At 46.9% G+C, this 25,086-nt stretch carries 19 protein-coding genes; 10 read left to right on the top strand and 9 right to left on the bottom strand.

Features of this window, described 5'->3' with window-relative positions; all coding sequences use genetic code 11:
* Positions 1-24 precede the first annotated feature (24 nt).
* Both putA and lldD read left to right on the top strand, forming a co-directional pair.
* Entirely contained in the window at positions 25-3,825 is a 3,801-nt protein-coding gene (gene putA, locus AC27G9_RS06145; protein ID WP_487072149.1) for a bifunctional proline dehydrogenase/L-glutamate gamma-semialdehyde dehydrogenase PutA, read from the top strand.
* A 184-nt stretch (positions 3,826-4,009) separates the two neighbouring features.
* Positions 4,010-5,152, top strand: a complete 1,143-nt coding sequence (gene lldD, locus AC27G9_RS06150; RefSeq protein WP_487072151.1) for an FMN-dependent L-lactate dehydrogenase LldD — start codon at positions 4,010-4,012, stop codon at positions 5,150-5,152.
* 11 nt (positions 5,153-5,163) lie between these two features.
* On the opposite strand, the gene AC27G9_RS06155 is transcribed toward lldD, so the two are convergent.
* From AC27G9_RS06155 to AC27G9_RS06180, 6 genes are all read right to left on the bottom strand, one after another.
* Entirely contained in the window at positions 5,164-5,502 is a 339-nt protein-coding gene (locus AC27G9_RS06155; protein WP_487072153.1) for a hypothetical protein, read from the bottom strand.
* 1 nt (position 5,503) lies between these two features.
* Entirely contained in the window at positions 5,504-6,829 is a 1,326-nt protein-coding gene (locus AC27G9_RS06160) for a sulfite oxidase (RefSeq protein ID WP_487072155.1), read from the bottom strand.
* Between the two features lie 6 nt (positions 6,830-6,835).
* Positions 6,836-7,840: a YeiH family protein gene (locus AC27G9_RS06165; protein WP_487073625.1), complete on the bottom strand. Its 1,005-nt coding sequence runs from the start codon at positions 7,838-7,840 to the stop codon at positions 6,836-6,838.
* Complete coding sequence (locus AC27G9_RS06170) at positions 7,840-8,829, bottom strand: TauD/TfdA family dioxygenase (RefSeq protein WP_487072156.1); 990 nt, start codon at positions 8,827-8,829, stop codon at positions 7,840-7,842. The genes AC27G9_RS06165 and AC27G9_RS06170 overlap by 1 nt, the downstream gene beginning before the upstream one ends.
* 9 nt (positions 8,830-8,838) lie before the next feature.
* Positions 8,839-9,801, bottom strand: a complete 963-nt coding sequence (locus AC27G9_RS06175; protein ID WP_487072158.1) for an aldo/keto reductase — start codon at positions 9,799-9,801, stop codon at positions 8,839-8,841.
* 263 nt (positions 9,802-10,064) lie between these two features.
* Positions 10,065-10,814, bottom strand: a complete 750-nt coding sequence (locus AC27G9_RS06180) for a GntR family transcriptional regulator (RefSeq protein ID WP_487072160.1) — start codon at positions 10,812-10,814, stop codon at positions 10,065-10,067.
* A 260-nt stretch (positions 10,815-11,074) separates the two neighbouring features.
* Here AC27G9_RS06180 and AC27G9_RS06185 point away from each other — a divergent pair, with 260 nt between their 5' ends.
* The 4 genes from AC27G9_RS06185 (at position 11,075) to AC27G9_RS06200 (ending at position 18,431) form a co-directional block, all read left to right on the top strand.
* Entirely contained in the window at positions 11,075-11,851 is a 777-nt protein-coding gene (locus AC27G9_RS06185) for a TSUP family transporter (RefSeq protein WP_487072162.1), read from the top strand.
* Between the two features lie 82 nt (positions 11,852-11,933).
* On the top strand, positions 11,934-14,003 hold the full coding sequence (locus AC27G9_RS06190; protein ID WP_487072164.1) for a glycoside hydrolase family 31 protein: 2,070 nt from the start codon (positions 11,934-11,936) through the stop codon (positions 14,001-14,003).
* Between the two features lie 12 nt (positions 14,004-14,015).
* Positions 14,016-15,746: a solute:sodium symporter family transporter gene (locus AC27G9_RS06195; protein WP_487072166.1), complete on the top strand. Its 1,731-nt coding sequence runs from the start codon at positions 14,016-14,018 to the stop codon at positions 15,744-15,746.
* 264 nt (positions 15,747-16,010) lie between these two features.
* The gene (locus AC27G9_RS06200) at positions 16,011-18,431 is read left to right on the top strand and encodes a TonB-dependent receptor (protein WP_487072168.1); all 2,421 of its coding nucleotides are present in this window, start codon (positions 16,011-16,013) and stop codon (positions 18,429-18,431) included.
* Positions 18,432-18,501: 70 nt separating this feature from the next.
* On the opposite strand, the gene AC27G9_RS06205 is transcribed toward AC27G9_RS06200, so the two are convergent.
* Entirely contained in the window at positions 18,502-19,287 is a 786-nt protein-coding gene (locus tag AC27G9_RS06205) for a hypothetical protein (protein WP_487072170.1), read from the bottom strand.
* Between the two features lie 361 nt (positions 19,288-19,648).
* On the opposite strand from AC27G9_RS06205, the gene AC27G9_RS06210 reads away from it, so the two are divergent.
* A complete protein-coding gene (locus tag AC27G9_RS06210; RefSeq protein ID WP_487072172.1) occupies positions 19,649-20,092 on the top strand; it encodes a hypothetical protein in 444 nt (147 codons plus the stop codon).
* Positions 20,093-20,286: 194 nt separating this feature from the next.
* Here the strand turns inward: AC27G9_RS06210 and AC27G9_RS06215 are convergent, their stop codons facing one another.
* Positions 20,287-20,904, bottom strand: a complete 618-nt coding sequence (locus tag AC27G9_RS06215) for a TIGR04211 family SH3 domain-containing protein (RefSeq protein WP_487072174.1) — start codon at positions 20,902-20,904, stop codon at positions 20,287-20,289.
* A 198-nt stretch (positions 20,905-21,102) separates the two neighbouring features.
* On the opposite strand from AC27G9_RS06215, the gene AC27G9_RS06220 reads away from it, so the two are divergent.
* Together AC27G9_RS06220 and AC27G9_RS06225 are read left to right on the top strand one after the other, a co-directional pair.
* A complete protein-coding gene (locus tag AC27G9_RS06220; RefSeq protein WP_487072176.1) occupies positions 21,103-22,608 on the top strand; it encodes a CYTH domain-containing protein in 1,506 nt (501 codons plus the stop codon).
* A gap of 30 nt (positions 22,609-22,638) precedes the next feature.
* Positions 22,639-23,733 carry a helix-turn-helix domain-containing protein gene (locus AC27G9_RS06225; protein ID WP_487072178.1) on the top strand — a complete coding sequence of 365 codons (1,095 nt, stop codon included), beginning with the start codon at positions 22,639-22,641 and terminating at the stop codon, positions 23,731-23,733.
* A gap of 15 nt (positions 23,734-23,748) precedes the next feature.
* On the opposite strand, the gene mutH is transcribed toward AC27G9_RS06225, so the two are convergent.
* Positions 23,749-24,426, bottom strand: a complete 678-nt coding sequence (gene mutH, locus AC27G9_RS06230; RefSeq protein WP_487072180.1) for a DNA mismatch repair endonuclease MutH — start codon at positions 24,424-24,426, stop codon at positions 23,749-23,751.
* A gap of 98 nt (positions 24,427-24,524) precedes the next feature.
* Between mutH and rppH the strand changes: the two genes are divergently transcribed.
* Positions 24,525-25,052, top strand: a complete 528-nt coding sequence (rppH, locus tag AC27G9_RS06235; RefSeq protein WP_487072182.1) for an RNA pyrophosphohydrolase — start codon at positions 24,525-24,527, stop codon at positions 25,050-25,052.
* Positions 25,053-25,086 lie beyond the last annotated feature (34 nt).

Genomic DNA, 25,086 nt, shown 5'->3' on the forward strand with positions numbered 1-25,086 from the left:
CAGCTCGTCATAGTAAGGTTAGCAATGTTAATTAAAAACGACAGTTACAGTACCCACCCGTTGCGTCAACGCATTCGTGACTTTTACCGCATTAATGAATCTGATGCGATTAACAGTATTTTGCCATTAGCCGAAGTAAATCCGGGCGCTCGAAGTCGAGCGTGGGATCGTGCGAGAAGAATGGTATTACAGATTCGCCGAGACCAAGATGGTCACGGTGGTGTTGATGCACTTTTAAACGAGTTTTCTCTGTCAACATCGGAAGGTGTTGTGTTGATGTGTTTGGCTGAGGCACTGCTTCGCGTGCCAGACAAAGCCAACCAAGATGAACTTATTCGTGACAAGCTATCAAGAGGCCAGTGGGCACCGCATTTGGGGAATTCCGAATCCTTATTTGTCAATGCATCTGCTTGGGGATTGTTGTTTACAGGTAACATGGTCAACTATGCCGATGAACGTAAAAGTGAACAATTCGGCCTGCTGAAGAAAACATTAGGCCGATTGGGCGAGCCGGTTATTCGTCGAGCGATGAATATCGCCATGAAAGTCATGGGTCGCCAATTCGTTATGGGTGAAACCATCGAAGCCGCTGTCGACCGCGCACAACAGAAAGAACAAAAGGGCTACGTATATTCATACGATATGTTAGGCGAGGGTGCTCGTACGATGGACGACGCGGATCGCTACTATGAATCTTATGTCACAGCCATTGGCGTAATCGGCAAAGCGGCTGCAGGGCGCGGACCGAAACGCTCTCCGGGAATCTCCGTAAAGCTTTCTGCCATTCATCCTAGATATGAGTTTTTGGGGCGCGAACGCGTGTTGGAAGAAATTCCACCGCGGCTTAAAAAGCTTTGCTTACTTGCCAAACAGTACGATATTGGCCTAACCGTTGATGCCGAAGAAGCTGACCGCTTAGATTTGTCTTTGGATATCATTGAAGCCGTCTTTAGAGATAAAGACCTAGATGGCTGGACTGGTTTTGGTTTAGCGGTTCAAGCATACCAAAAACGCGCATTGCATGTGATCGAGTGGTTGCGTGACCTGACCGTAGATGTCGGTCGTCCTATGATGGTGCGTTTAGTTAAAGGCGCATATTGGGACACCGAGATTAAACTGACGCAACAAGCTGGGGTTGACTCATTTCCGGTATTTACCCGAAAGTCGTCAACTGACGTGTCTTATCACGCTTGTGCTAACCGTTTGTTAGAGTATCGCGACAGCATGTATCCTCAGTTTGCGACCCACAATGCCTACACAGCAGCTGTGATCATTGAGCTCGCGGGTGATGACAAAGAAGGGTTTGAGTTCCAATGCCTGCACGGTATGGGTGATACGCTCTATGACCAAGTTGTCGAAGGTGAGCAGATTCAGTGTCGTATTTACGCGCCTGTTGGTGAACACGAAGACTTGCTGGCCTATCTCGTAAGACGCTTGCTTGAGAATGGCGCAAACTCGTCGTTTGTTAATGCCATTGTTGATGACAGTAAACCGGTAGAATCTCTACTGGAAGATCCCGTGGAAAAAACTCAGCGCTTGAAAGTGCGCTCCAATCAGCAAATCACTTTGCCGAAAGATTTGTATGCGCCAGAGCGGGTGAACTCGGCAGGTTTCGACCTAACCGATATCAATGATCTGCAAGCCTTGAAACTAGAGATGGACCGTTGGGCAGATACGTTTTCAGTCGATTCTGCAACGTTAACTGACAATGCTGTACCCGTGAGAAACCCGGCAGACCTTGATGACATAGTTGGTAGTCACGAGTACGCGACGCCAGAGCAAATGCTAGCTGCGCTGACAACGGTAGACCGTGGTTATGCCTCTTGGTCAAATACCGCTGTTCAAGAGCGTGCTGCTGTATTAGAACGAACAGCTGATGCGCTAGAACGCCATATGCCCGAACTGCTGACGTTGTGTATTCGCGAAGCGGGTAAAGTCAGCCAAGACAGTATCGATGAAGTGCGTGAAGCGGTCGATTTTTGTCGCTACTATGCAGCACGTGCGCAAACTCTGGCAGAAGATGAGCGCCTGACTTCAAGGGGAGTGGTGTTGTGTATCAGCCCTTGGAACTTCCCATTGGCTATTTTCTTAGGCCAAGTTGTAGCTGCATTGGCAACGGGTAACACCGTAATCGCAAAACCGGCAGAGCAAACTAGCATGATTGCGGTTCGTGCCGTTGAAATTATGCGTTCTGTTGGCTTGCCAGAAGATGCACTGCAAATCATTGTGGCACCGGGGGCAGAGGTAGGTAGTACATTACTGCCCGACGAGCGAATTCAAGCGGTAATGTTCACAGGCTCAACGCAAACCGGCACCTTGATTTCACAGATTTTAGCCAGCCGAGGCAAAGAACAGGTACCGCTGATTGCCGAAACCGGCGGCCAAAACTGCATGATTGTCGATTCGACTGCATTGCCTGAACAAGTCGTCGATGATGTCGTTCACTCTGGATTTCAAAGTGCTGGGCAACGTTGTTCCGCTCTCCGCGTTTTGTTCTTGCAAGAAGACATTGCAGATGGCGTGATTAAAATGCTTAAAGGGGCAATGGCTGAATTGCAGTTGGGCAATCCGGCATACTTGGATACAGACATTGGCCCAGTGATTGACCAAAAAGCTTTGAGCAGTTTGCAACAACATGCTGAAGACATGAAGGACAAAGCCACGGTATTGTACCAATGCCGTATGCCTCATGATTGCAGTAAGGGAACCTTCTTCCCGCCTACCTTGTATGAAATCAAAGACATTGACGTGCTCAAACGCGAGGTGTTTGGCCCCGTTGTGCACATTGTGCGTTTTAAAGGTAAAGACATCGAGAAAGTCATCGAAAAGGTCAACAGCACAGGCTTTGGTTTGACGATGGGGATTCACTCACGAATCGAAGAACGTGCGAATTATCTCGCCAGCTTGAGTCGAGCGGGTAATGTCTACATTAATCGCAACATGATTGGCGCGATCGTTGGTGTACAACCGTTTGGTGGGCGCGGGCTATCGGGGACCGGGCCAAAAGCAGGTGGTCCGAACTATTTGAGCCGTTTGATGAAAGAGAAGGCAACCCCTGATTCAGTCGTGAGAGTGCAAGACGCAGAAGAAGATGCACCGCTCTACGGCAATGAGAAAGCGGCAGATGAAGCCAACAGTATGATGGCCAATGCCATTGCAGTGGAAAACACGTGGCGGCATACGCCATTGAATGACCGCATATCAGTGGTACGTCAGTTGCTCGCAAAAATTGCAACGGTCGATATCGTTGAGGAATTTGCCGAAGATCTCAATCGCACATTGGCGACTGCGCGCTCGCAACTAACGTCTATTGAGCGCAAGCTCAGTAAACCGGTTGTATTGCCAGGGCCAACGGGAGAATCTAACTGTTTGTACTATGAACCACGTGGTGCGCTGGTGTGTTTCGCCGACAAAGGCGTTACTTTCGAGTACTGGACAATGTCAGTGGTAACAGCACTGGCAGCGGGTAACGTAGTACTTGCGGTTGTTTCTGACCTTTTCTATGAAGAGGCAATGGCATTTAAGCAGAAGTTTGTTGCGACAGGCGCCGATGGTTCGGTGTTCCAAATTGCACGTTTGGCTCACTTGGACACGCTATTGGCCCATGCACAATTAGCCGGTGTTGTCGTTGACAGTAATACCGACAGAACGGCGCAAATCACGACGATGCTCGCTCAGCGAGACGGCGCGATTTTGCCAGTGATCACTGCCGAGTATAACGACAACATGATTATGCGATTGGTAACAGAGAAAACCATCAGCATTGATACCACAGCGTCAGGAGGAAACACCTCTTTGATGACCATGGTTGAAGATGATGAGTAAACTATCTTAGTAACAAAAAGCCAGTCAAGAAGACTGGCTTTTTTGTCTCTCGGGATTGATCTGGCTCAGTGAGTCGACAATGGTCTTATTGAATAATGTTGCCGTGGCCCCTTACACTCATTCAAAACGGTGTGGTGTGTAAGTTGTTCCCTACGCTTTTATATACAATGGATAGCGCTCGACTATGATTATCTCCGGTCCCTCTGATTTTCGAAAACCGGCACAAGCTAAGTTGCCACCATTCCTATTCCACTATATTGACGGTGGTGCTAATGAAGAACACACATTAGCGCGCAACGAAGCAGATATTGGCAACTTGTGTTTGAAACAACGCGTGCTCAACGATGTGTCGAACCTCAACTTGAGTAAAACTATCTTAGGCGAAACGTTAGGCATCCCTGTGGTGCTGGGGCCAGTAGGATTGACCGGGATGTACGCCAGAAGAGGAGAAGTGCAAGCCGCCAAAGCCGCGCAAGCTTGTGGTATTCCTTTCACTATGTCGACAGTGTCGGTGTGTGCTATTGAAGAAGTCGTACCCACCCTCGATCGCCCAATGTGGTTTCAGTTGTACGTATTGAAAGACCGTGGATTCATGAAGAACGTACTAGAGCGTGCTAAAGCAGCCGGGGTAAAAACCCTTGTGTTTACCGTTGATATGCCCGTGCCCGGTGCGCGCTATCGCGATAAGCACTCGGGCATGTCTGGACCGTTTGCTGCGCCTAAGCGAATGCTTCAGGCTGTAATGCACCCACGGTGGGCACTTGAGGTTGGGCTGATGGGACGGCCTCACGACTTGGGAAACATATCCACATACCGTCAAAAGCGGGTTCATTTGGAAGACTATATTGGATGGCTGGGGAATAACTTTGACCCTTCAATATGTTGGCGCGATCTTGAGTGGATTCGAGACTTTTGGGATGGGAGTATCGTCATCAAAGGCATTTTAGACCCAGATGATGCCAGAGCGGCTGTAACGTTTGGCGCTGATGGTATTGTTGTTTCTAACCATGGTGGGCGACAGCTAGACACTGTTATGTCTAGTGCTCGAGCGCTGCCGGATATCGCCGACGCTGTCACCGGTGATATCACTATTTTTGCTGACTCCGGTATACGTTCTGGTCTTGATGTTGCGAAGTTGCTGGCACTAGGCGCTGACTGCACTATGTTAGGACGTTCTTACATTTATGCCCTTGCAGCACAAGGGCAACAAGGCGTAGAGACACTATTGAGCTTGTATAAAAATGAGCTAAGTATTGCCTTAACGTTAACTGGCGTAAACGATATTCACGACTTAGACAGAGCATCGCTGGCATACAGTGCGAATTAAAAATGCCCTTTTTATTCACCCTTAGTGGTTGGTGGCATAAGATGAGCGGGTAAAGGCTTTCTTCTGCCCGTTTCTTCAGGCGCATAATGCGTCGAAAGATAATCTAAAATTGGGGCTTCTGCGTCACCTAGCGGCCACAAGTTTTGTGTTTTCTGCATCCATCGAATAGTCGCAAGCCAGGTATCTCGGCTCATGCGGTTTTGGCTGATCAATTTGGTCGAATGACAAGCGCTACAGTGGGCCGCAACTAAATCGTGACCACTGGCATTCACAAGGCCAGTGGTTGGGTTGAGTTCTTGTGCCTCAGATATAGCAGTTACGAGTAGAAGACCGGCGACTAAAAGGCGCATATTACACTACCTCTACGGCGATGCGATGGCACGCATTGTTCAGGTAGCCTTTGGGATTCCATCCCGGAAGCACCATAGGTTGCGATTTCCCTGTAGAATCAACCGCTCTTGCCCACACTTCGTAATACCCTTTTTGCGGGAAAGTGATTTGATTGGACCAGTGTTGCCATGCCAAACGGTTTGCCGGCGCCTTGAGTGTTGCTTTTTGCCATGTTTGGCCAAAATCAATTGAGGTGTAAACCTCGCTGACACTCAAATCTCCAGCCCAAGCGTGGCCGCGCACTGATAGGGTGTCTTTTAGTGGTGTGCGAATACCTGATTTCGGGAACGTGACAAGTGACTTCACTGGCATAGACTCAATAATGCACATGTCCTCATCAGGCACTTTGCTACCGGGTGCGACGGTTTCACAAGGCACGCGATAAGCTTGGCCGCCCATCTTTGGGCCGTCGTGTATTTGATTGCGCACCACAATTTTTTCGAGCCATTTACCCGATGTTGAAGCAGGCCAACCACCAAATACGAGACGCAGTGGATAACCATTCATCACAGGCAAGTCTTCACCATTGATTGCCCATGCGATTAAGGCTTCGTCTTCCATCGCTTTGGCCATTGGAACACCACGAGAAATGGCGGGTTTGCCGGGCGTCCTGCTCAGGTGTAGGTCTTTGCCATAGTACCCAATATAGACGGCATCAGGCTTGATACCCACATCTTGTAATACGTCTTTTAAGCGCACGCCTGTCCACTGCGGGCAACCCACAGCGCCTGTTGTCCACTGATTGCCTTTTGCTGGTGGACTAAACTCAGAGCGGCCATTGCCTCCGCACTCTAGCGTGAGTTGCAACGTGTGATGTTGAAATTTAGCTTTTAGCTCTGCCAACGTATATGTCTTGGTTTGCTCTGCCGATTCCCCTGTGATGGTCAGCGTCCAATTTGCAACATCAATATTGTCGGGAACGATGCCGTTATTTCTCACAAATAGGCGGGAAGCCGACGTGATATCTTCATCCAGTAAGTGAGCTGGGGTTTCTGCATTGACGGGGCGATCGTTGAGAACAACTAAGCCAGGGTCTTTGCCAGGAATTGAAAACTGACTCTGTGTATCGGCCAAAGCGGCGGGAATCAACCCTGATGGCATAAAGCGAGAAAACACAATATCCGCACCGATAATAGCGGTCATCGTCGACAAACCAGTGAGAAAACCGCGACGTGTTACCGGGTTACTTGTGCGCCCAAAAACTTGCTCATCAGCGGCAACTGGATCTTGTGCATAAAGGGAGTGTATTCCTTCAGCATTCGGCGTGTTGTTTGGTTTATCTGTCATGTTGCCTCACGTGTATATCACAAAGCCCAGAATTAACCCTGCAATCCACAGAGTTTCGATGATCATCAAGAGTATGGGTTTAAAGCCCACATCAACCAATTTACCCAAATTCGATTTCATGCCAATTGCTGTAATAGCCGTGACTAAAAAGAACCGAGAGAGTTCGTTAGCGGTATCTGAAATAAGAACGGGAATATCCACCAAACTGTTCAGCGTCATTAATGCGACAAAAGCGATTAAAAACGTAGGCAAAGAGGGCACATTGCCTTCACTCGTACCATCGGAATGGAAGCGCTTTATCACCAGCATAATACAGATCACGACAGGCATTAGCATGGCAACGCGAACCAGTTTGGTCAGCGTGGCAAGATCACCTGTGGTTTCAGACACTGAATATCCTGCGCCAACGACTTGAGCGACATCATGGATTGTACCGCCTAAAAAGATACTCGCTGCTGTGTCGTCCATCCCTAAGTGCTTCACTAAAATGGGATAGGCGATCATCGCAATCGTTGATAGTGCCGTGACACCAATCACTGTGAGTAATGTATCGCGCTCTTTGTTTTTACCGTCGGGTAGCACTGTTGAAATCGCCAATGCGGCAGAAGCACCACAAATACCAACGGCACCACCAGTTAGGGCACCAAAGCGCTTTTGCATGCCCATAGCCTTGGATAATCCCACACCAATTAAGATAGTGGAAACAATCGCAACTGCTAGCATCAACGCGGTTTGCCAGCCAAGTGTGATCAGGTCACCAAACGCAATACGCAACCCCAGTAAGGCAACGCCCGTACGGAGCACGTGGCAGGCCACAAATTCGATTCCCGCTTTGCATGGTGTATCTTGATGGTACAAAAAGGACACAGCCATACCGAGCAATAATGCAAATAGCATGGCTGGTGCACCGTAATGGTTGCTCAGAAAGAGTGCTGCCATCCCGGTAATCGCCGTAATACCTATACCGGGCCACACCTCTTTGCAGTGTTGTTTAACAGCACTAAGTTGCATCATGCGGCCGCCAGAGCAACCAATACTTGGCGTTTGCGGTCACCAGTGAAAGGGCGTCTACCGTGCATTGCCATGTAGTTATCTACAAGCGCTACGTCGCCATCTTGCCAAGCCAGATCAAAGGTAAATTCATCGGCAAGTGCCACGACTTGCTCAAGGCCTTCAGCAGGAATCGCAGAGCCATCACCGAAAGTAATAGCACGAGATGGATTTTCTCTAACCCCTTTCCAGCCCATGTAAGCGGCAATCAGTTGGTTGTAAAAAACCTCAACGCCGTTGTCTAATGACAACACTGCTGGAAGTACGGGAGTAATGGCCTTGAGTGAACCATCTTCCAACCATTCCCATGAATAGCCCAAGTCTGCTAGTTTAGCTTCGGCTTCTTCCAGCGTCTCAACACTCAATGTACTTTTCCAGCTTCTGCCTTGACCTGACGTCGCATCATTGTCGGCCGGCATATAAGTGGTGTACTTCAATCCTTTTTCAGCGAAATCGTCAGCTAAAGTTGGGTTAACTTCTCTCAGCTTTTCAAACAATTTATCTGAACGACAAAGTGGTGTAGCTCCGCCTTCGTCGGCAGCAGAAACACAGAAGAAAAACAGTTTGCTCGGTGAAATAGGAGTTTGTGCCATCTCGTGATGCAGATAAATTTCTACGTCCTTTGGTGCTTCGTTGGCAGTAAATACTCGCTCAGTGAAATTGATCCTGACGGCATTCGATAGCGACTCTTGATACGTGAAGTTTGGATAGCCAAAACCCGCTGAAAATGCATCAAACGTCTCAGCGGCTTCGATAGGGAAACCGCGAAATAGCAAGGCTCCACTGTCAGCGAGCTTTTCTTCTAATGCCGTTAGATTGTCTTGCACAAATTGTATCGCTTGTTCCACCGTTTTAACGGAACCATCGTTTGCGACAATGGCTGGGAAAACACTGTCACCGAAAGCCAATTGGCCCGGTGCAGACTGAAAGTTGAGTGTCGAATTCTGCATAATTTTCCCCTAGTCGTAAATCGGATAGAAAGTGTTGAAGGCAGCTTCACAGAAGTGGCCCGGATCATTGAAACGGCGATTGATGTTTAGCGCTGAGATGCCTGCCATTTCGTCGTCTGAAAGTTCGAAATCGAAAATGGCGAGGTTTTCGCGCATTCTTTCGGGTTTCGTTGTTTTCGGAATAATTGCTGTACCGCGTTGCACACCCCAGCGAAGTACGATTTGCGCTGGTGTCTTACCTAATCGCTCTGCCGCAGCAGTAACAACACTTTGCTCCAGCACAGATTCTTGTTGCGATGCCATATCAAGTTCAAGATAGGACAGTGCGCCTAACGGAGAAAAAGCCGTTACCGCTATGGATTGTTCAGCACACATACGCACTAGGCGTTCCTGCGTGAGGTAAGGATGTGATTCGATTTGTAACATAGCGGGTTTGATTCGGGCATAGGTCAGCAGATCATGCATTAAACCCGAAGTGAAGTTACACACACCAATGCGTTTGGTTTTACCAGCGTCAACTTGGGCTTCTAGTGCCGCCCACGTTTCGTGAAGCGGGACTTTCGCGAGCTCCATTTTTGGTTCTTCGGCATCAGGATCGGCAAACCACTCTGGAGGATAACGTTCTTCGAACGGCACAAACTTTTGAGCAATGGGAAAGTGGATTAGGTACAAGTCGAGGTATTCGAGTTGTAAGTCGTCTAGTGTACGCTGCAATGCTGCACCTACGTGCTCTTTAGCATGATAGGTGTTCCAAAGTTTAGACGTAATCCACAGGTCGTCACGCGTACACAAACCATCGCTGATTGCACGGGCAATACCTTCACCTACCTGTTTCTCATTTCCATAATCGCATGCGCTATCAAGGTGTCGATAACCTGCTTTGATTGCTTCATAAACGGTGTCTGCACAGGTGTCTTGAGACACTTTCCATAAACCGAAGCCTACCGGTGGAATTGAGTTTAATGACGTCATGTTGAATATCCTGTCGGAAAGTAAGTTAACTATAGTCTTGTATAAGACATAAGTTAAACTACTATAATTTCAGTGTCAACAATCTGTTAACAAATGTTGGGGGTTAGAAGGTATGCAATGGGCTATCAGTCGACGAATAGTCGATGAGGGTGCATTAATTTAGCCAATGGGGTGGGTTGATGCGAAGGATGGAAAAAGGGCAGAACTGAGAAAAAGTAAAACAAAAACGCCCTGTTTGGAAGAACAGGGCGTGGAGAAATTCGCTAGTCTAATTCGACTTGATAATGATAGTGATCGCTGCGACAACGGCTGGAACGATACTCTATCTTTTTGCCTTCAATAGATTCAGTGATACGTGTCACCTCTAATAGTGGTGAACCCGGTTTTACTGCCAATAATTTAGCATCGCTATCGGTGGCGAGAATGGCTTTGATACTGTCCTGGGTTTTGTGAACAGTCTGGTTAAAATTGGTTTGATAAAAATGATAAAGGGTGTGAGGTATCTCACCGCTGTCGCCAAAACCAGGAAAGAAATGCTGAGGTAAGAAGATAGTCTCAACCAAGCAAAACTCATTGTCTAAAATACGGCGGCGTTCGATCACATGTACTTTATCTTTTGGTGAGAGCTCAAGTGCCACTGCGACTTCAGCAGGGGCATTTGCGGTTGAATGGCTAAGTAACTCGGCTTTTGGAAGTTCAGCGCCTTTGCCATCGGCTTGCAGTGGGAAAAAGCGAAACAATGCATGTTGCCCAGTATGTTCGGAGACAAAGGTACCAACGCCTTGCCGGCGCGTGACAATTTTCGCATCGGTTAGCATGGTCAGCGCTTTGCGAACGGTGCCTTGACTAACATTGAATTCTTCGGCTAAGCGAAATTCATTAGGTAGCATTTCGCCGGGTGTCCAGCGCCGTTCGACGATAAGTTGTTTAATATATTCGGCGACTTGTTTATAAAGCGGTTGGAAAGCAAGGCTGGGGCCGCTTAGCTTATTTTCGAATTTAGAGTCTTCCATATTATTATTTTGCCGTTGCTACCTAATCGTTATCTTTTATATGACGCGTCACCAAAGATTGGTTGGCGTTTACTTTATACATCTATTTAACAAAAAACGGCCCACATTGACAGTATACAAAGAGTGAAACCTGCGTATTTCTTTGATCCAGCGCTAACAACGTCAATAAATCGACCAGCCAACAGGCTATCTCATCTGATAACATATTTAGTGTTGGTTAAAATGTGCTCAGTCATGTATAAGACTAAGAAAGATAAAATGTGGAGAGTCGATTGGTCGTCATTACACCTGAAAGTGTGTTGAGTATTTTTGCGTGCGTGTGCGTTGCCGTGGTCATGCAATCGCTTAGTGGATTTGGCTTCGGTTTGATCGTGGTTGCGAGTTTTACCTTGTTCGACCTCATGCCATTGACGATGACCACACTGTTTGTCAGTGTTTTGGGCTTCGTCAATTCGGTAGGCATAGTGTCTCGCAATTTAACGACGGTCAATTGGCCAAGCGTGAAACTCATGCTCATGACTGGCTTTCCCTTCATGGTAATTGGCTTTGCTTTACTCGAGTATATGTCTCAAGGGCTAGTGACGATACTTAACATTACGCTGGGTATTTGTATTATTTTATGTTGCTTGATGATGTGGTTTACCAAAACACAGAAGACCCAAGCGAGTAGACCGTTTTCTTTTCTTATCGCCGGTGGACTAGGCGGCCTGCTAGGTGGCCTATTCTCTACGTTCGGTCCCCCTGTCGTTTTTAATTGCTATCGTCAACCATGGTCGATTCAGACCATACGCAGCACGTTATTGGCGGTGTTTTCCGTTACCGCTTTATTTCGAATTACCCTCGCGTTTTTCGGGACTTGGCCTGCTCGTGAATTCTGGATAATGATACTATTTTCGGTACCTTTGGTCGTCATGATGACGACTGTAGGTCAAAAAATTGCCAATTGGGTTAATCCTGCTTTTATTCGGCCATTGGCCGCCGGATTACTGTGTTTGTCTGGGGTATCAATCCTCCTGACGAATCTCAGTAATCTATGAATATTCCCGTTTTAACCATTGACACTGATGTTACATTTTATTAACTTCTATCTTATACAAGACTTGATGGTGATAAAATCTAATGTCGGTGAATCCGTACCAACTTAACGAACCAGATTGGAATGCGATTGAAGCTGCTGAGCTAAAAGCTGAGCCACAACTGGGAAGCGACAACACCCTTACACTGGTAACGCAGTATGGCGACCTAGCGATATCGTTTAGCCAATTCGGTATGCGTCTGCAAAGCTTGCCTTTAAGCAATGATAACTTTGGTATGTTGAAGCAAACGCCTGAAAACACTGCACTTAGTATCACTACACAAGATCAAGTGAGTTCAGTCGTTGCGGGCGAGTACGAGTTAACCTTGCATCACCATCCTCTTCATTTTGTGCTTAAACGCAATGGCAAGATTGTTCAACAGTCTGCGACAGATGGCCATTTCGTGCGCCAACATCGGTTACCGCCACTGGCAAAAACAGAGCAGGGATGGCTGCTCAATTTAGAATTGGAACATGACGATGCCGTTTATGGTTTGGGTGAGAAGTGGGGCAAGCTCAATAAACGTGGTCAACTAGTCAGGTCGTTTAATCACGATGCGCTCGGTGTGAACGCTGAGAAGTCATACAAGAATACACCTTACGCATGGAGCCCTGAGGGCTGGAACCTGTTTGTCCACACTCCAGCGCCTGTCACTCATGGAGTTGGCTATGCGCCTTGGTCACAGCGTTCTTATGTTTGTTTGGTTGAAGACAACAGTTTAGACGTATTTTTATATCATACCGATAGTCCCGCTCAGAGTATCGAGCGCTATGCTCAGCTCACCGGATTTGCGCCGATTCCACCGAAATGGAGTGCGGGGGTGATTCTGTCTAAAGCTTATTATAAAGATGCCGAAGAGTTACTGGCTGTTGCAAGAGAAGTGCGTGAAAAACAAATGCCTTGTGATGTCATTACTTTAGATGGGCGCGCCTGGCAAGACACCGACACTCGTTTTGCGTTCGAATGGGACCCGTCCCGTTATGCTGATCCACAGCCTGTTATTGATGAATTGAAGGCGCTGAATTTTAAGATTTGTGTTTGGGAATATCCTCTCATATCAGTAAAGAACCCATTGTTTAAGCGCGCAGCTGAGAACGGATGGCTGATAAGAGACAAACGCACCGGCGAGGCCTATGAGTACGAATGGGATTTAAGTCCATTTGGCGAAGTACTCACACCACTGCCTAAATCAGGGATCTTAGATTTTACCCATCCAGATGCTTATGACTTCTGGTTAGAGTCTCACAAACCACTGTTTGATATTGGCGTAGATATGATCAAGGCCGACTTTGGCGAGCAAATTGAAGATGACAATATGCTCTCTCACAGCGGCGATTCGGGTATGCGATTGCACAACGTATACAGCATGCTTTACAACCGTTGCGTGTATGAGGCAGCAGCGAAATATTGCAAAACAGGCCCGTTTTTATTTAGCCGCTCGGCTTGGACAGGTAGCCAGTGTTACCCGGCACAATGGGGTGGCGATCCTCAAGCAGATTGGCAAGGTTTAGCGGCAAGTATTCGCGGTGCATTGTCGTGGGGAATGTCTGGTGGACCTTATTTTGCTACCGATATTGGCGGTTTCTACAAAGATACTCGCGACGCAGACCTGTATGTGCGTTGGTCGCAAGCCTCGGTATTTTCTGCTCACATGCGCCTTCATGGCATAGGGGCAAGAGAACCGTGGTCATACGGGCAAGAAGCGTCAGACGCGGTATTTGTTGCTTTGCGTTTGCGCTATCAATTGTTGCCTTACATCGAAACGGCAATGGAACAGGCAAATCAAACGGGTTTGCCGCTACAACGCGCCATGGCCATTGCGTTTCCTGACGACCCTTTGTCACACGCATTTGAACAACAGTTTATGTTTGGTGACAACTTGTTAGTTGCACCTTGTGTTGTACCTAGTGGTGAGGTGAAGTTTTACTTGCCCCAAGGCAATTGGCGTCGATTCCCAGATAACAAAGCTTATACTGGGGGATATCACCGTGAGACACTGGCGTTGTCAGAGATGGCGGTGTTTGTCAGAGAAGGGGAATCTATTCCTCTTGGTAGTGATATTGAACACACTGAATGTGAAAAACAAACTGTCACTATGTGGCAAGCACAATAATAGGGCATCAGTATGGATGGTTTTAACGTCGGCGTGACCTTGCTGTCATGTGTATTTTTCATGGCGCTTGTGGGTTATATCTCCTATTTAAAAACCAAAGGAGAAGTGAATACCAAAGACGGGTATTTTCTCGCTGGTCGTGGCCTTACAGGGACCTTCATTGCCGGGTCCATGTTGCTAACCAACCTATCCGCGGAACAATTGATTGGCCTTAACGGCAGTGCATTTGGTTATAACTTGAGTGCTATGGCGTGGGAGGTCACCGCTGGTGTATCTACAATCATCATGGCGTTAATATTCCTGCCGCGCTATTTGGCAGGCGCTTTTTCTACCTTGCCGGAATTTCTGAAAGACAGGTTTGATGACGACGTCAGGCGCATGACAGTCGTCCTCTTTATGGTGGGCTACAGTTTAATTACCATCCCCTCAATCTTGTATTCTGGTTCTATTGCAGTGCTGCGTTTGTTTGATGTGCCTGCACTGCTTAATTTGAGCTATGAAGCGGCCTTGATCGTTACCATAGTTATGGTGGGGACGATAGGGGCTATCTACGCTATTTTTGGTGGTTTGAGGGCCGTTGCGGTGTCAGATACCATCAATGGTATTGGTCTTTTGATCGTAGGGCTATTGGTACCTGTGCTTGGCCTCATCGCCTTAGGGGACGGTAGCTTTGTCGCGGGTCTAGAAATTCTTGGCACAGAGCACACAGAAAAACTCGATGCAATTGGCAGCGAAACCGACCCTGTACCCTTTGGAACGCTATTTACGGGGATGATTCTCGCCAACCTGTTTTACTGGGGGACGAATCAGTACGTTATCCAAAGAACACTGGGAGCCAAAAACCTTGCGGAAGGGCAAAAAGGCGTGCTGTTCTCGGGATACTTTAAGGTACTTGTGCCTTTCATGATGATGATTCCCGGTGTTATCGCCTTTCATTTGTATCAAGATGAAAACCTACAAACGATTGATTTAGCTTATCCCCACCTCGTGAAAAATGTATTGCCACTGTACCTTTCCGGCTTCTTTTTGGCGGTGCTGTTAGGTGCGGTGTTTAGCTCGTTTAATTCCTTGCTTAACAGTGCTGCCACACTGTTTTGCTTGGATGTTTACGCACCAATGAAAAAAGACAAAGTGTCTGATGAAAAGCTGATTCGTGTGGCAAAAATAACCAGTATCGTCATTGCACTGTTTTCCTTCATTACTGCCCCTTTGCTGATGTTTGCACCTGAAGGGTTGTGGCAAATTATTCGGATTTTTACCGGTTTCTATAACATCCCAGTGATTACCATAGTGTTGGTCGGCTTGTTTACCCGACGTGTCCCAGCACTTGGTGCGAAAGTGGCTATTGTCTTCCACGTTATTGCCTACGCATTACTGAAGTTCGTGTGGGAAGTCGACATTAACTTCATTCATATCTATGCCATTCTGTTCTTTGTTGAACTCGCTATTATGTTAGCAATTGGTTATATGTGGCCGCGTGAGACGGAATGGCGCTTTACTCGCAAGCCTGAAGTCGAACTCAAACCATGGCGATACGCTCTCCCGTGCGCTATCACCCTGTTTAGTATGATAATTTCTCTTTATATTCTGTTTTCTCCTATCGGTATAGTGGGCGGCTTTAGTCCGTGGTTTATACCGAGCCTCGCAATACTTTGGGGCGCTAATTTTGTCTTGTGTTGGGCTAGTCTGAAGTGGTGGGAAAGTCGCTACGAACAGGGCCTACAGCAAATTGGGGTTGCCTAATTTAGGCAACCGGTTTCGTCCGACGTTTATCACCAAGAAAAATTCTAAAAATAATTAACATAACGTTTGCATTTGTTTTAACAATTGTTTAACTTTGTGTATCTTATATAAGACTACTTATCTAAGAGGTAAGAGTGATTTGTAGTCTCGATGCCCTAGCACTCTCTGGACGGTGGACGGGCATCAGCAACGATGACCTTTGTACCCTACCGCGTATACAGGTAATCGGATAACAAAAGCAAATAGCACAATCTGGAGAACCTCATGAAAGCCAAAAAGACCTTGCTAAGCCGCTCAGTTGCCCTCGGGTTGACTGCGGGTATGGCACTAAGTAGCCACGCTTTTGCTCAACAAGAAGCGGATGCGACTGCAACAGAAGAAGATACTTCTTTTGAGCAGATCGTCGTTACTTCTCAAAAGCGTACACAGAAACTAAGTGAAGTACCGGTAGCGGTATCGGTATTGAGATCGGATCAAATCGATTCGGCATTTGCCAACAATATTGAGAGCTTGCAGGCTTTGGTTCCTTCAGTGAGCTTCCGCAAAGGTACAACGACTCGTAACTCTGCGTTGACGGTACGTGGTATTGGTACCATCTCATTCAGTATTGCCGCTGAGCCAAGTGTCGCAACAGTAGTCGATGGTGTCGTACTTGGTCGTTCGGGCCAGGCGTTTGCCGATTTGTACGACTTAGAACGCATCGAAGTATTGCGTGGCCCTCAAGGTACGCTTTTTGGTAAAAATGCCTCTGCTGGTGTGGTCAATATGACGACCAAAGCGCCAACACAAGATGTATCAGGTAATTTTGAAACGTCATTCTTCCAAGATAATGAGTACCGTATGAAGGGCACCATTAGTGGCGGTTTGACAGACGAGCTTGCTGCGAGTTTGACCGTTTTCCAAGGTAAGTTTGACGGTTACATTGACAACGTATTTAACAACACCAAAATCAACGGTTATGACAGAGAAGGTGCTCGTGCCGTTGTGCATTACGACCCAACTGACGACTTGAGCGTTAAGTTCATTGCCGAGTATTACAAAGCCGATGATGACTGTTGTGCCGATTTAGAATTGTTACCAAGTGGCCGTAACCCAGCGTCGGAAGCAGCACCAAACAGCAACGGCATCGTCAACGGCGTTGCAGATTTAGACCTTGATCAACGCCGTGTTGATCACGATTTTGAGTCTCGCACACAAGACGACCACAGTGCATTCTCTATCCAGTTGGACAAAGACCTAGGTGATTACACACTAACGTCGATTACTGCCCAGCGTTCTTGGGATAACACGGAGTTCCGTGAAGGTGATTTCACCTCAATCGCGGGTGACAGCAATGAGCCAGTATTTGGTGTGCCATTCCAGTTGCACGATGTTGGCCCACAAGAGTGGGATCAGTTCTCGCAAGAGTTCCGTGTAACATCATACTTAGACGGTCCATTTAACTTTGTTGCAGGTTTGTTCTATTGGAATATTGACTCAGAGCGTAGCTTTACTCGTGAAGCGAGCTGTCAAAATAACAATGGTCAGTTAAACCAAGCGCTAGAGTGGTACGCGAACGAGAATCTAAGCGGTGATGAACTGACAACTGCATTAGCAGACCTTGATGCGTTTGCTAACAGCTTGGGCGTGACCTGTAATGCCAATGACATCGTCTCTGCAACAGCCTACATGAGCACAGAGTTTAACAACTGGGCACTGTTCGGTGATGCAACTTATGATATATCTGAAGATCTTCGCCTTCTATTTGGTTTGCGTTATACCGACGATGAAGTGTCTTTCACGCACCGCCGTGTAAGTAACGATGAGTTTGGTCGTCGTGGTGTTGGTGTTCGTCCAGCAACAGAAAATACGGACGAAGAGGGCTCGACTGACGAGACGAATCTATCTGGCCGTTTAGGTGTGCAATACGATGTTGCAGACGGACAAATGGTTTACGCGACATACTCACAAGGCTACAAAGGGCCTGGTTTCAACGTTTTCTATAACTTCAACCCAGCGATCCACAACCGCCCAATTGGCCCAGAAGAGTCTGACGCTTATGAAATTGGCTATAAGTATGCGAGCAACGACCTATTGTTGAACGTCGCTTTGTTCAGCACAGACATTGAAGGCTTCCAAGCAAACAACTTCGACTGTTCAGACGGTGCTTGTATCACTAGATTGACTAACGCTGGTGATGTGTCTACTCAAGGTATTGAAGTTGACTTCATGTGGATGGCAACTGAAAACCTAACGCTAACGGGTGGTTTTGCTTCTGTTACTGCTGAAATCGACAGATTTAATTGCCCACCTGAAGTAGCGGCGGGCTCATGTACTGACCGTTCTGGCTTAGATGTACCTTTCTCGCCAGATCTTAAGTACTCGGTTGCAGCAGAATACGTGTTAGAAACGGGTAGTGGTTTTGACGTTTACTTCAACGGTTCTTATGTCTATACCGACGAGCAATACTCTGACTTGCCAAATAACGTAGGTGATTTTAACCCTGCTTCTTTACTACCTGATTATGCGGTATTAAATGCAAGTGTTGGGTTCTCATTTAATGATGACGCTTTCCGCGTAACATTGATTGGTAAAAACCTTACTGATGAGAGCTTTGCGACAACTTACTCTGGTGACAACTTCCGTTACCAAATCCCTCGTGAAGCTGACCGTTACTACGGCGTATCTTTCAGAGCGCAGTTCTAATTCCCTAAGCTAAAGCAGTAAAAAGCCGGGCTCTGCCCGGCTTTTTTATGTCTTGGCAGCGTCAGCGCGCTTACTTTTTTACCTCATAACTTAAGTTGGGGGCGACCACATTTTTAATGTTGACCGATGTATAACGATGCAACGGCATAGTCTCTTGCAGTAGTAATTGTGTTCGGTTTCCCAAGAATGCGATTTGGCGTTCAAGCAACGCACCTTTCCGACTGAAAATTTGCATAGGATCGGGCCGTGGATATGGCTTTCGGTTCTTGAATCCCAATTTTATTTTCGGCTTCGCGGGCCTTGCACTAACATAGAGAAACTCTTCTTCAAGACGGCTATCAGCCTCGAGATAGATGTCGAGTGCATTAAATTCTTCGTAGAATGGAATGCTAGCTAGCCAATTTGCATAGCGGTCAGCGTCAAAATCTTCGATAGGTGCCTGCGGCACGACACTCAGACTATTACCTTCATTTTTATATCTCCCCAGTTCTGACACACTTAACGCTAAGTTCAAGAAGGCATTATTGAGCTGGGCTAACACCCCTCTGCCTAAATCTTGGTCATCGCGATAAAGGGTCGCGTACTCGCGAATAAGTAGCTGCATTTCACTATAAAACTGAGATTTTATGGCGGTGTCTTCGAGGTAGTCTTGATAGTTTGCTAGTTCCAACCTAAGTACACATTGATAGCGTTTGGATAAGGTCAAATAGGCGTTGGCAGATCGAGTGATTAAAAACGCGTGTTCTGGTTGGTAATGTTGGGCGTCGGCGATGATGTCACGAGCTTGTGCATCTACCGCTTTTAAAGCGGCAAACATCGGTTGTTCAAAACCAAAAGTACTCGAGACATAACTCATCTTGTATCCTGATAGCTAACGTAATCTGCTGCGGCCACACTTATTCTCTGCCAATACGTTCAGTATTGAATTGGGCAAAACCTGCACAAAAAAGTTGGCGTATCTAAATAAGTGTCTTGAGAAGCAAAAATCACTCATATCCAAGGGATAATGGTTGAACAAATGGTGCTAAGCACAACAAAAGCGCTGAACTAACCTGTTTTTATCGACGAATTACGTTACGTGCATCGCCTGCAATAATGGGGTAAATCGCGTAGTCATTGGCCAGGGCCGAAAGATGGATACTCAGTTGAAACGTTGCAAGCGCGCAAACGTTAAGTCATATTGCAGGCTGAAATAGCGTTTTTTCAAAGGAAATCTAGTGAGTAGAGATATGGAAGTTTCTCAATCGATGACTCAAAACGTGTTATCTAGGGTGAGTTTTGTTTTGGCCAGCTTTTTAATGGTTTTGGCTGCAGAAACGGTACATTTTGCTCTGGTTAGCGTATTCAGAGTAAACATTATTGCAATGTTGGGAGTCTTCCTCGTTGGCTATTGTATTATTGTTAGCTTCCTATTTTACTGTTTTGTTCCTCGACCGTATTTGAAACTTCATTTCACCGAAAAGGGCTTTAAATTCTTCAAGTACGAAAAGCTTCTGAGCGTCGATTGGAGCCGTGTTGCAGGTTATCGAATTTCGCGATTCTTTCCTAAACGACTGATTATCAGTATCAAAGACGGTGAAGATATTGAATTCAGTTATTACGCGTTCTCCCGGGAACAGCGTCAGTCTATCATCGGGCAAATTGAGAAATACCACACCTAATAGACTGCTTGCGGTTGGGCTTTGATATCCGGCAAGAAGCGCATTTTTATATCGTACCAACTGTGGTGGGTGAGAGCCTATCAATTGCTGTCAATTACCTTTGTGTTGCTGTATGTGTGGTTAGCCTGTTTTCGAACAATAAAAAAGCGCCACTCAGGCGCTTTTGGTAATGACTTAATGGGTACTCAATCAGGCTACATCCAACCATCATTACGGCGGCGCTTTTTGGGCAAGTATGTCAATAGCATCCCAAGGAAAATACTGGCTGCCACGACTATCCCACCTCGTGTAAACCAAGCGCGCTCTTCGTCCTCGCTTTGCTTTTCCAGTTTGGCCTGAATGGTGTCTATCGTTTGGGTTTGCTCTTCCAGTTGTTGATTCAGCGCCTTATTCGTTTGTTCCAAATCAGCTAGCCTTGAAGCCAGAGCTTGATTATCTGTGTCTATGTTGGCGAGTTGGCGTTCTGCCATTTCGAGTTTGCTCAGCGCATCTGGTAATGCAACTTTACGTGATACGGTTTGTGATACCCAGGATGATTCTATCCATCCCTCTCGTTCGGTTTCGTCAATAATCTGTGTAAACCCGGCATCGTCATCTTTTGATACCACGGTAATAGGCGAACCAGCCTCGATAGAGCCGATAATCCGGTATTGCCTACCTGGCCCCGTGTGAACATAAATGATGAGATCGTCACTTACGTACGCCTTGTTCGATTCTTCTTGAGCAAAGGCCTGACTCTGTGTGCCAAGTGTGAGCGCTGCTCCTGCCAACAGAGCAAAACACCATTGTTTCAACATAATTGGTTTTTCCATAAAACGATTCTGCGATTCATGGTATGGGGTCGAGCACATAAAGGCAAGGCGACGAGTTGAAATACAAAGTATGCCAGCAGGATAAAAGTTATTCATTGCTAGAACATGTTGTAAAATCACTCAGTTGTTATTGAATACATTGCCAATTTACAGTGACAACGGTAAGGTTGTGCGGAACCTATAATTACCTTGAAGCCCATGTCGGAAATCGAAATCAAATTCGCTACAAAAGCGGACGCGGTATCCGCGTTCAATCGTCAAATTTTGCCCGCATTGACTGCCCAAGGCGCTCTCGTCTCTGAAGCAGTAGAAAAACGTTTACAAAACGATTACTACGACACACCTGAACACTTGTTTGAAAAGCATAAGATTGGCTTTAGGGTGAGAGGTGTGAATGGCCAATACGAACAAACCGTTAAAACGAATGGCAAAGTGACCGGTGGGCTACATGAACGCGCTGAATACAATATCCCGCTTGTTCAAAATGAACCTGATTTAGCCCTATTCGACAAAGCAGTATGGCCGGAAGGTTGGAACATCGATGAAATTAACGGTCAATTAGCCAGACAGTTTTCTACTCACTTCACTCGTACTGCCTATATCGTAGAAATCAATGATGCAAAAATTGAACTCGTGTTCGACGTTGGTGACGCGATTACTGACAAAGCGTCAAGCCCCATACAAGAAATTGAACTTGAACTTTTAGAAGGTGAAGTGCACGCGTTGTTTGTGCTAGCGACGTTGATGCTAGGTCATATTCCAATGCGCCTCAGCGATGTGTCTAAGGCCGCTAGAGGCTATCAGCTACTTCATGGTTCCGCGCGTAAAGTCTCGCCATTACCTGAGCTCCTTCCGGTGCAAGCAGATAGCACAACACAACATACTTTCGTACAGGCCATGCAGTGTGCGCTAAGTCATTGGCAACACCATGAACATCTATTCCTCGAAACAAAATCGGTGAAGATGCTTGGTGAAGTGGCCTCTGGTATCCGCATGCTAAAACAGACGGTAACCTTGTTTTTACAAGCGTTGGATTGCCCTGAACTACAGGCTTTACACCGTCAGTTAGTTAGCTTTGAAAAACGCTGGGTGTGGCAAGATGACTTGCAGAGCCTGCGCTATTTGATGTCGAAGAAAAGTGTTTTCAACAAGGGACTGAGTAGGCAACCCTCGCTGTTGAGCTACTTACAGGGAAGGCAAGCGGGATTGCTTCACGCACACGCGCCGGACAAACTCTTTTTTGCCGCCGAATCGACGAGGATAAAACTCGTTATTCTCGAAATATTAGCATCAAAACCATGGCTTAAAACGAATGACAACGGTAATCAGCCCATGATGTCATTTGCCAAAGTGTGGTTAACGAGTGGTTGGCAAAGCATGCAGCAATGTATGCCAGACAGTAAAACGATGCACAGTGTGGATTACATCGCCAGCGAACCCAAACTGAGCCAAGCCTTGATGACGGGGTTTGTGCTGGCGAATTTATTCGCCAGTGCACGCGGACAATATCGCGCACCTTGGCTAGACTTAATGGCAGGGATTGATGAATTAAAAGCGCTTAAAATGTTGCAACGGTCGCTAAAAGAATCGGATTTAGAAGCCCACGAGGACCTTTCTCATTGGGCAGAAGAAAAAGTGACTAATTTGCTGAATGTCATGGAGCGCAGCAGACAAGTGGCGTTACATGCAGAAGTGTACTGGTAAACGTGAAAGGATGAACAGAGGGTCCATCAATTGACCACCATACAATTGATCAGCAGCTATATTGTGGCAGGCGGGGCCATATTGTGGTTAATAGCCTGTGGCGTATTGGCATCGCGTTTTGAAAAACTAGAAAACCCCAATCCTCTGGTATTTATGCTTATTGCTTGGCCATTCAGTCTGGTGGAGGAAGCGATTCAGTTGTTACCAGGAGGCAGTTATCTGGCTGGTATGGTCGGCGTGTTTACCTTTGTGCCTCTGCTGGTTATGGCCTTCGCGTATAAGGCTATTAGGCCTAAAGTCACTAAAATTTCAGCCAAGTCACTACTGTTGCCTTGGCTACCCGTACTACTCGCCCTCGGCGCACAAGTCCCCTTACTTTTTGTCGCGCCAGAAACTAAACACATGCTCTATCGGCAAGCGCCAATTGGCGATCCCCTGGGTTATTGGTATGTCTACTTACCCTATTGGATAAGCGGTTTTGGGTGCTTGGTTATCGGTATAGTGTTGACTGAAATCTTACAGGTTTACCACAGGTATTTGCCTGAGCAAGTTGTCGATATTGACCAGTTTAAACTCAAAGGTATGGCCGGTGCTATGGCTACAACTGTCGGTATTGGCTTTATTTGTATCGTTGTGGTGTCTTTTGTTGCGTTCGGTATCTTGCCTTTTGAACACTGGCAAACCCTGTTTCATTTGTGTTTTGCCACCATGACGCTTTTGGTTTTGATGTATTGTTTAGACACTAAGCGCAGCTCGCCATCACCAATCAATTATCAGCGTCTGGAGAATATGGTACTGGGCAGTGAAGCAATGAAAGCCATACTGCAGAGGGCAGAGCGGGCAGTGATTGAGCACAAAGCGTATAAAAAAGTGGGATTAAGGATGACTGACTTTGCGGCAATGGCCAACGTAGAGCCAACCGAACTTGCTATCACCACAAGAGCGCTACTCAAACGTAATTTTCGGGCTTTTATTTTTCACTACCGACTGGAATATGCCAAAAAAGTCCTGCTGCGAAGTGACGCTAAGATTTCTGCCGTGGCGAAGCGCTTGGGCTTCAATTCAGAAAAGTTCCTCAGTGGCGTGTTCGTAAAGTACATGAACAAATTTGAAACTCATGACTAGGGCGTGTTGCCCCTGCTAGCCAGCGAAAGCATTTGCAATGATATTTTCGGTAAACGCTTTGCGTAAATAATAGCCGCGCGGGCGGGTGCGAATACGAGCGCCATCGGGCCCGAGAGCGTCTGTGAGCACTCCGCCATTAGCTGCTTTAGGGCGAATCTGCATAACGTTACCATGGCGAGCAGTAATTTCTTCTACTCGTCCTAGCGTGATCAGCTCATTGTGTTCTTCCCAATCCGCTTTCAATAGCGCGTTTTGCTCTTCATTTGGTTGCCACAAGAAGGGAGTAGCGATACGTCGCTCAGCAATGGGAATCTCTCTCTCACCATCGACAGGAACCCATAGCACCTGCTGTAATTTCAAAAAGACATTAGAGGTTTCCCAAACAATACCGGGCGGATTTAGCAAAGGGGCATAGCACACATAGGTGGTTTCTAATGGCGTACCGACATGACTAATTGGAATGGTTTTGAGCTCGATGCCGAGATCGGGAAAGTCTTGGGTGGGTTTGGAACCCGCCGTAGCGCCTAGCCAGAGCTCGAGTAATTGGCCAGCCCATCCTTTGTGACGGCGCAAGTGTTGTGGCGTCGATACCTTCGCCATGGATGCCAATTCCCCAAGAGAGAAGCCTGCGAGTTGCTGTGCACGTTCTATCAGTTCTTCCGCGGTTTGTGGACTGTGGGTGGGCACATGCATGGCAGCTAGTTTCCGTTGGTGAATATTAATGCTTTGAAAGGGCTCTAGTTTATGGAAGAATGCAAGGATAGAAAAGTCTAAAGTGCCCAGGAGTCTGAGTGATTGACGCCGATGGATTCCGTTCGAATGTGGGCATAGTGATTTGCAACAAAATGGGTCAAGTATTTTGGGCAAGACGTTATGGTCAACATTCATGGCAGTTTCCACAAGGCGGAATTGATGAAGGGGAAACTGCAGAACAAGCGATGTACAGGGAGCTACACGAGGAAGTTGGGTTAACACCTAAAGACGTGACAATCCTCAGTGTGACACGCAACTGGATGCGATATAAGTTGCCGAAGCGTTTGATACGCCAAGACAGCAATCCGGTTTGTATAGGGCAAAAACAAAAATGGTTTTTGCTTCGCTTAGATTGTGCTGAAAAAGATGTCGACTTACTCAAATCTGGTCATCCTGAATTTGATGACTGGCGGTGGGTAAGTTACTGGTATCCGATTCGAAATGTTGTGTCGTTTAAACGCGATGTATATCGCCGTGCGCTAAAGGAATTTTCTGGCGCGATTATGCAAGCACAACAAAAACACGGTGGACAGCAACGCCGTCCTCGCCGACGACGACGTAATTAAGGAGATAGGGTGGTCGATAAAGTTGCAAGCAAAG

It is taken from the genome of Alteromonas sp. 5NS40-0096 (assembly GCF_057544385.1).

Excerpts from the sequence above, each read along its gene's own strand:
- putA (WP_487072149.1), top strand. The coding sequence starts at position 25 with ATGTTAATTAAAAACGACAGTTACAGTACCCACCCGTTGCGTCAACGC.
- lldD (WP_487072151.1), top strand. The coding sequence starts at position 4,010 with ATGATTATCTCCGGTCCCTCTGATTTTCGAAAACCGGCACAAGCTAAG.
- AC27G9_RS06155 (WP_487072153.1), bottom strand. The coding sequence starts at position 5,502 with ATGCGCCTTTTAGTCGCCGGTCTTCTACTCGTAACTGCTATATCTGAG.
- AC27G9_RS06160 (WP_487072155.1), bottom strand. The coding sequence starts at position 6,829 with ATGACAGATAAACCAAACAACACGCCGAATGCTGAAGGAATACACTCC.
- AC27G9_RS06165 (WP_487073625.1), bottom strand. The coding sequence starts at position 7,840 with ATGCAACTTAGTGCTGTTAAACAACACTGCAAAGAGGTGTGGCCCGGT.
- AC27G9_RS06170 (WP_487072156.1), bottom strand. The coding sequence starts at position 8,829 with ATGCAGAATTCGACACTCAACTTTCAGTCTGCACCGGGCCAATTGGCT.
- AC27G9_RS06175 (WP_487072158.1), bottom strand. The coding sequence starts at position 9,801 with ATGACGTCATTAAACTCAATTCCACCGGTAGGCTTCGGTTTATGGAAA.
- AC27G9_RS06180 (WP_487072160.1), bottom strand. The coding sequence starts at position 10,814 with ATGGAAGACTCTAAATTCGAAAATAAGCTAAGCGGCCCCAGCCTTGCT.
- AC27G9_RS06190 (WP_487072164.1), top strand. The coding sequence starts at position 11,934 with ATGTCGGTGAATCCGTACCAACTTAACGAACCAGATTGGAATGCGATT.
- AC27G9_RS06195 (WP_487072166.1), top strand. The coding sequence starts at position 14,016 with ATGGATGGTTTTAACGTCGGCGTGACCTTGCTGTCATGTGTATTTTTC.
- AC27G9_RS06200 (WP_487072168.1), top strand. The coding sequence starts at position 16,011 with ATGAAAGCCAAAAAGACCTTGCTAAGCCGCTCAGTTGCCCTCGGGTTG.
- AC27G9_RS06205 (WP_487072170.1), bottom strand. The coding sequence starts at position 19,287 with ATGAGTTATGTCTCGAGTACTTTTGGTTTTGAACAACCGATGTTTGCC.
- AC27G9_RS06215 (WP_487072174.1), bottom strand. The coding sequence starts at position 20,904 with ATGGAAAAACCAATTATGTTGAAACAATGGTGTTTTGCTCTGTTGGCA.
- AC27G9_RS06220 (WP_487072176.1), top strand. The coding sequence starts at position 21,103 with ATGTCGGAAATCGAAATCAAATTCGCTACAAAAGCGGACGCGGTATCC.
- mutH (WP_487072180.1), bottom strand. The coding sequence starts at position 24,426 with ATGCATGTGCCCACCCACAGTCCACAAACCGCGGAAGAACTGATAGAA.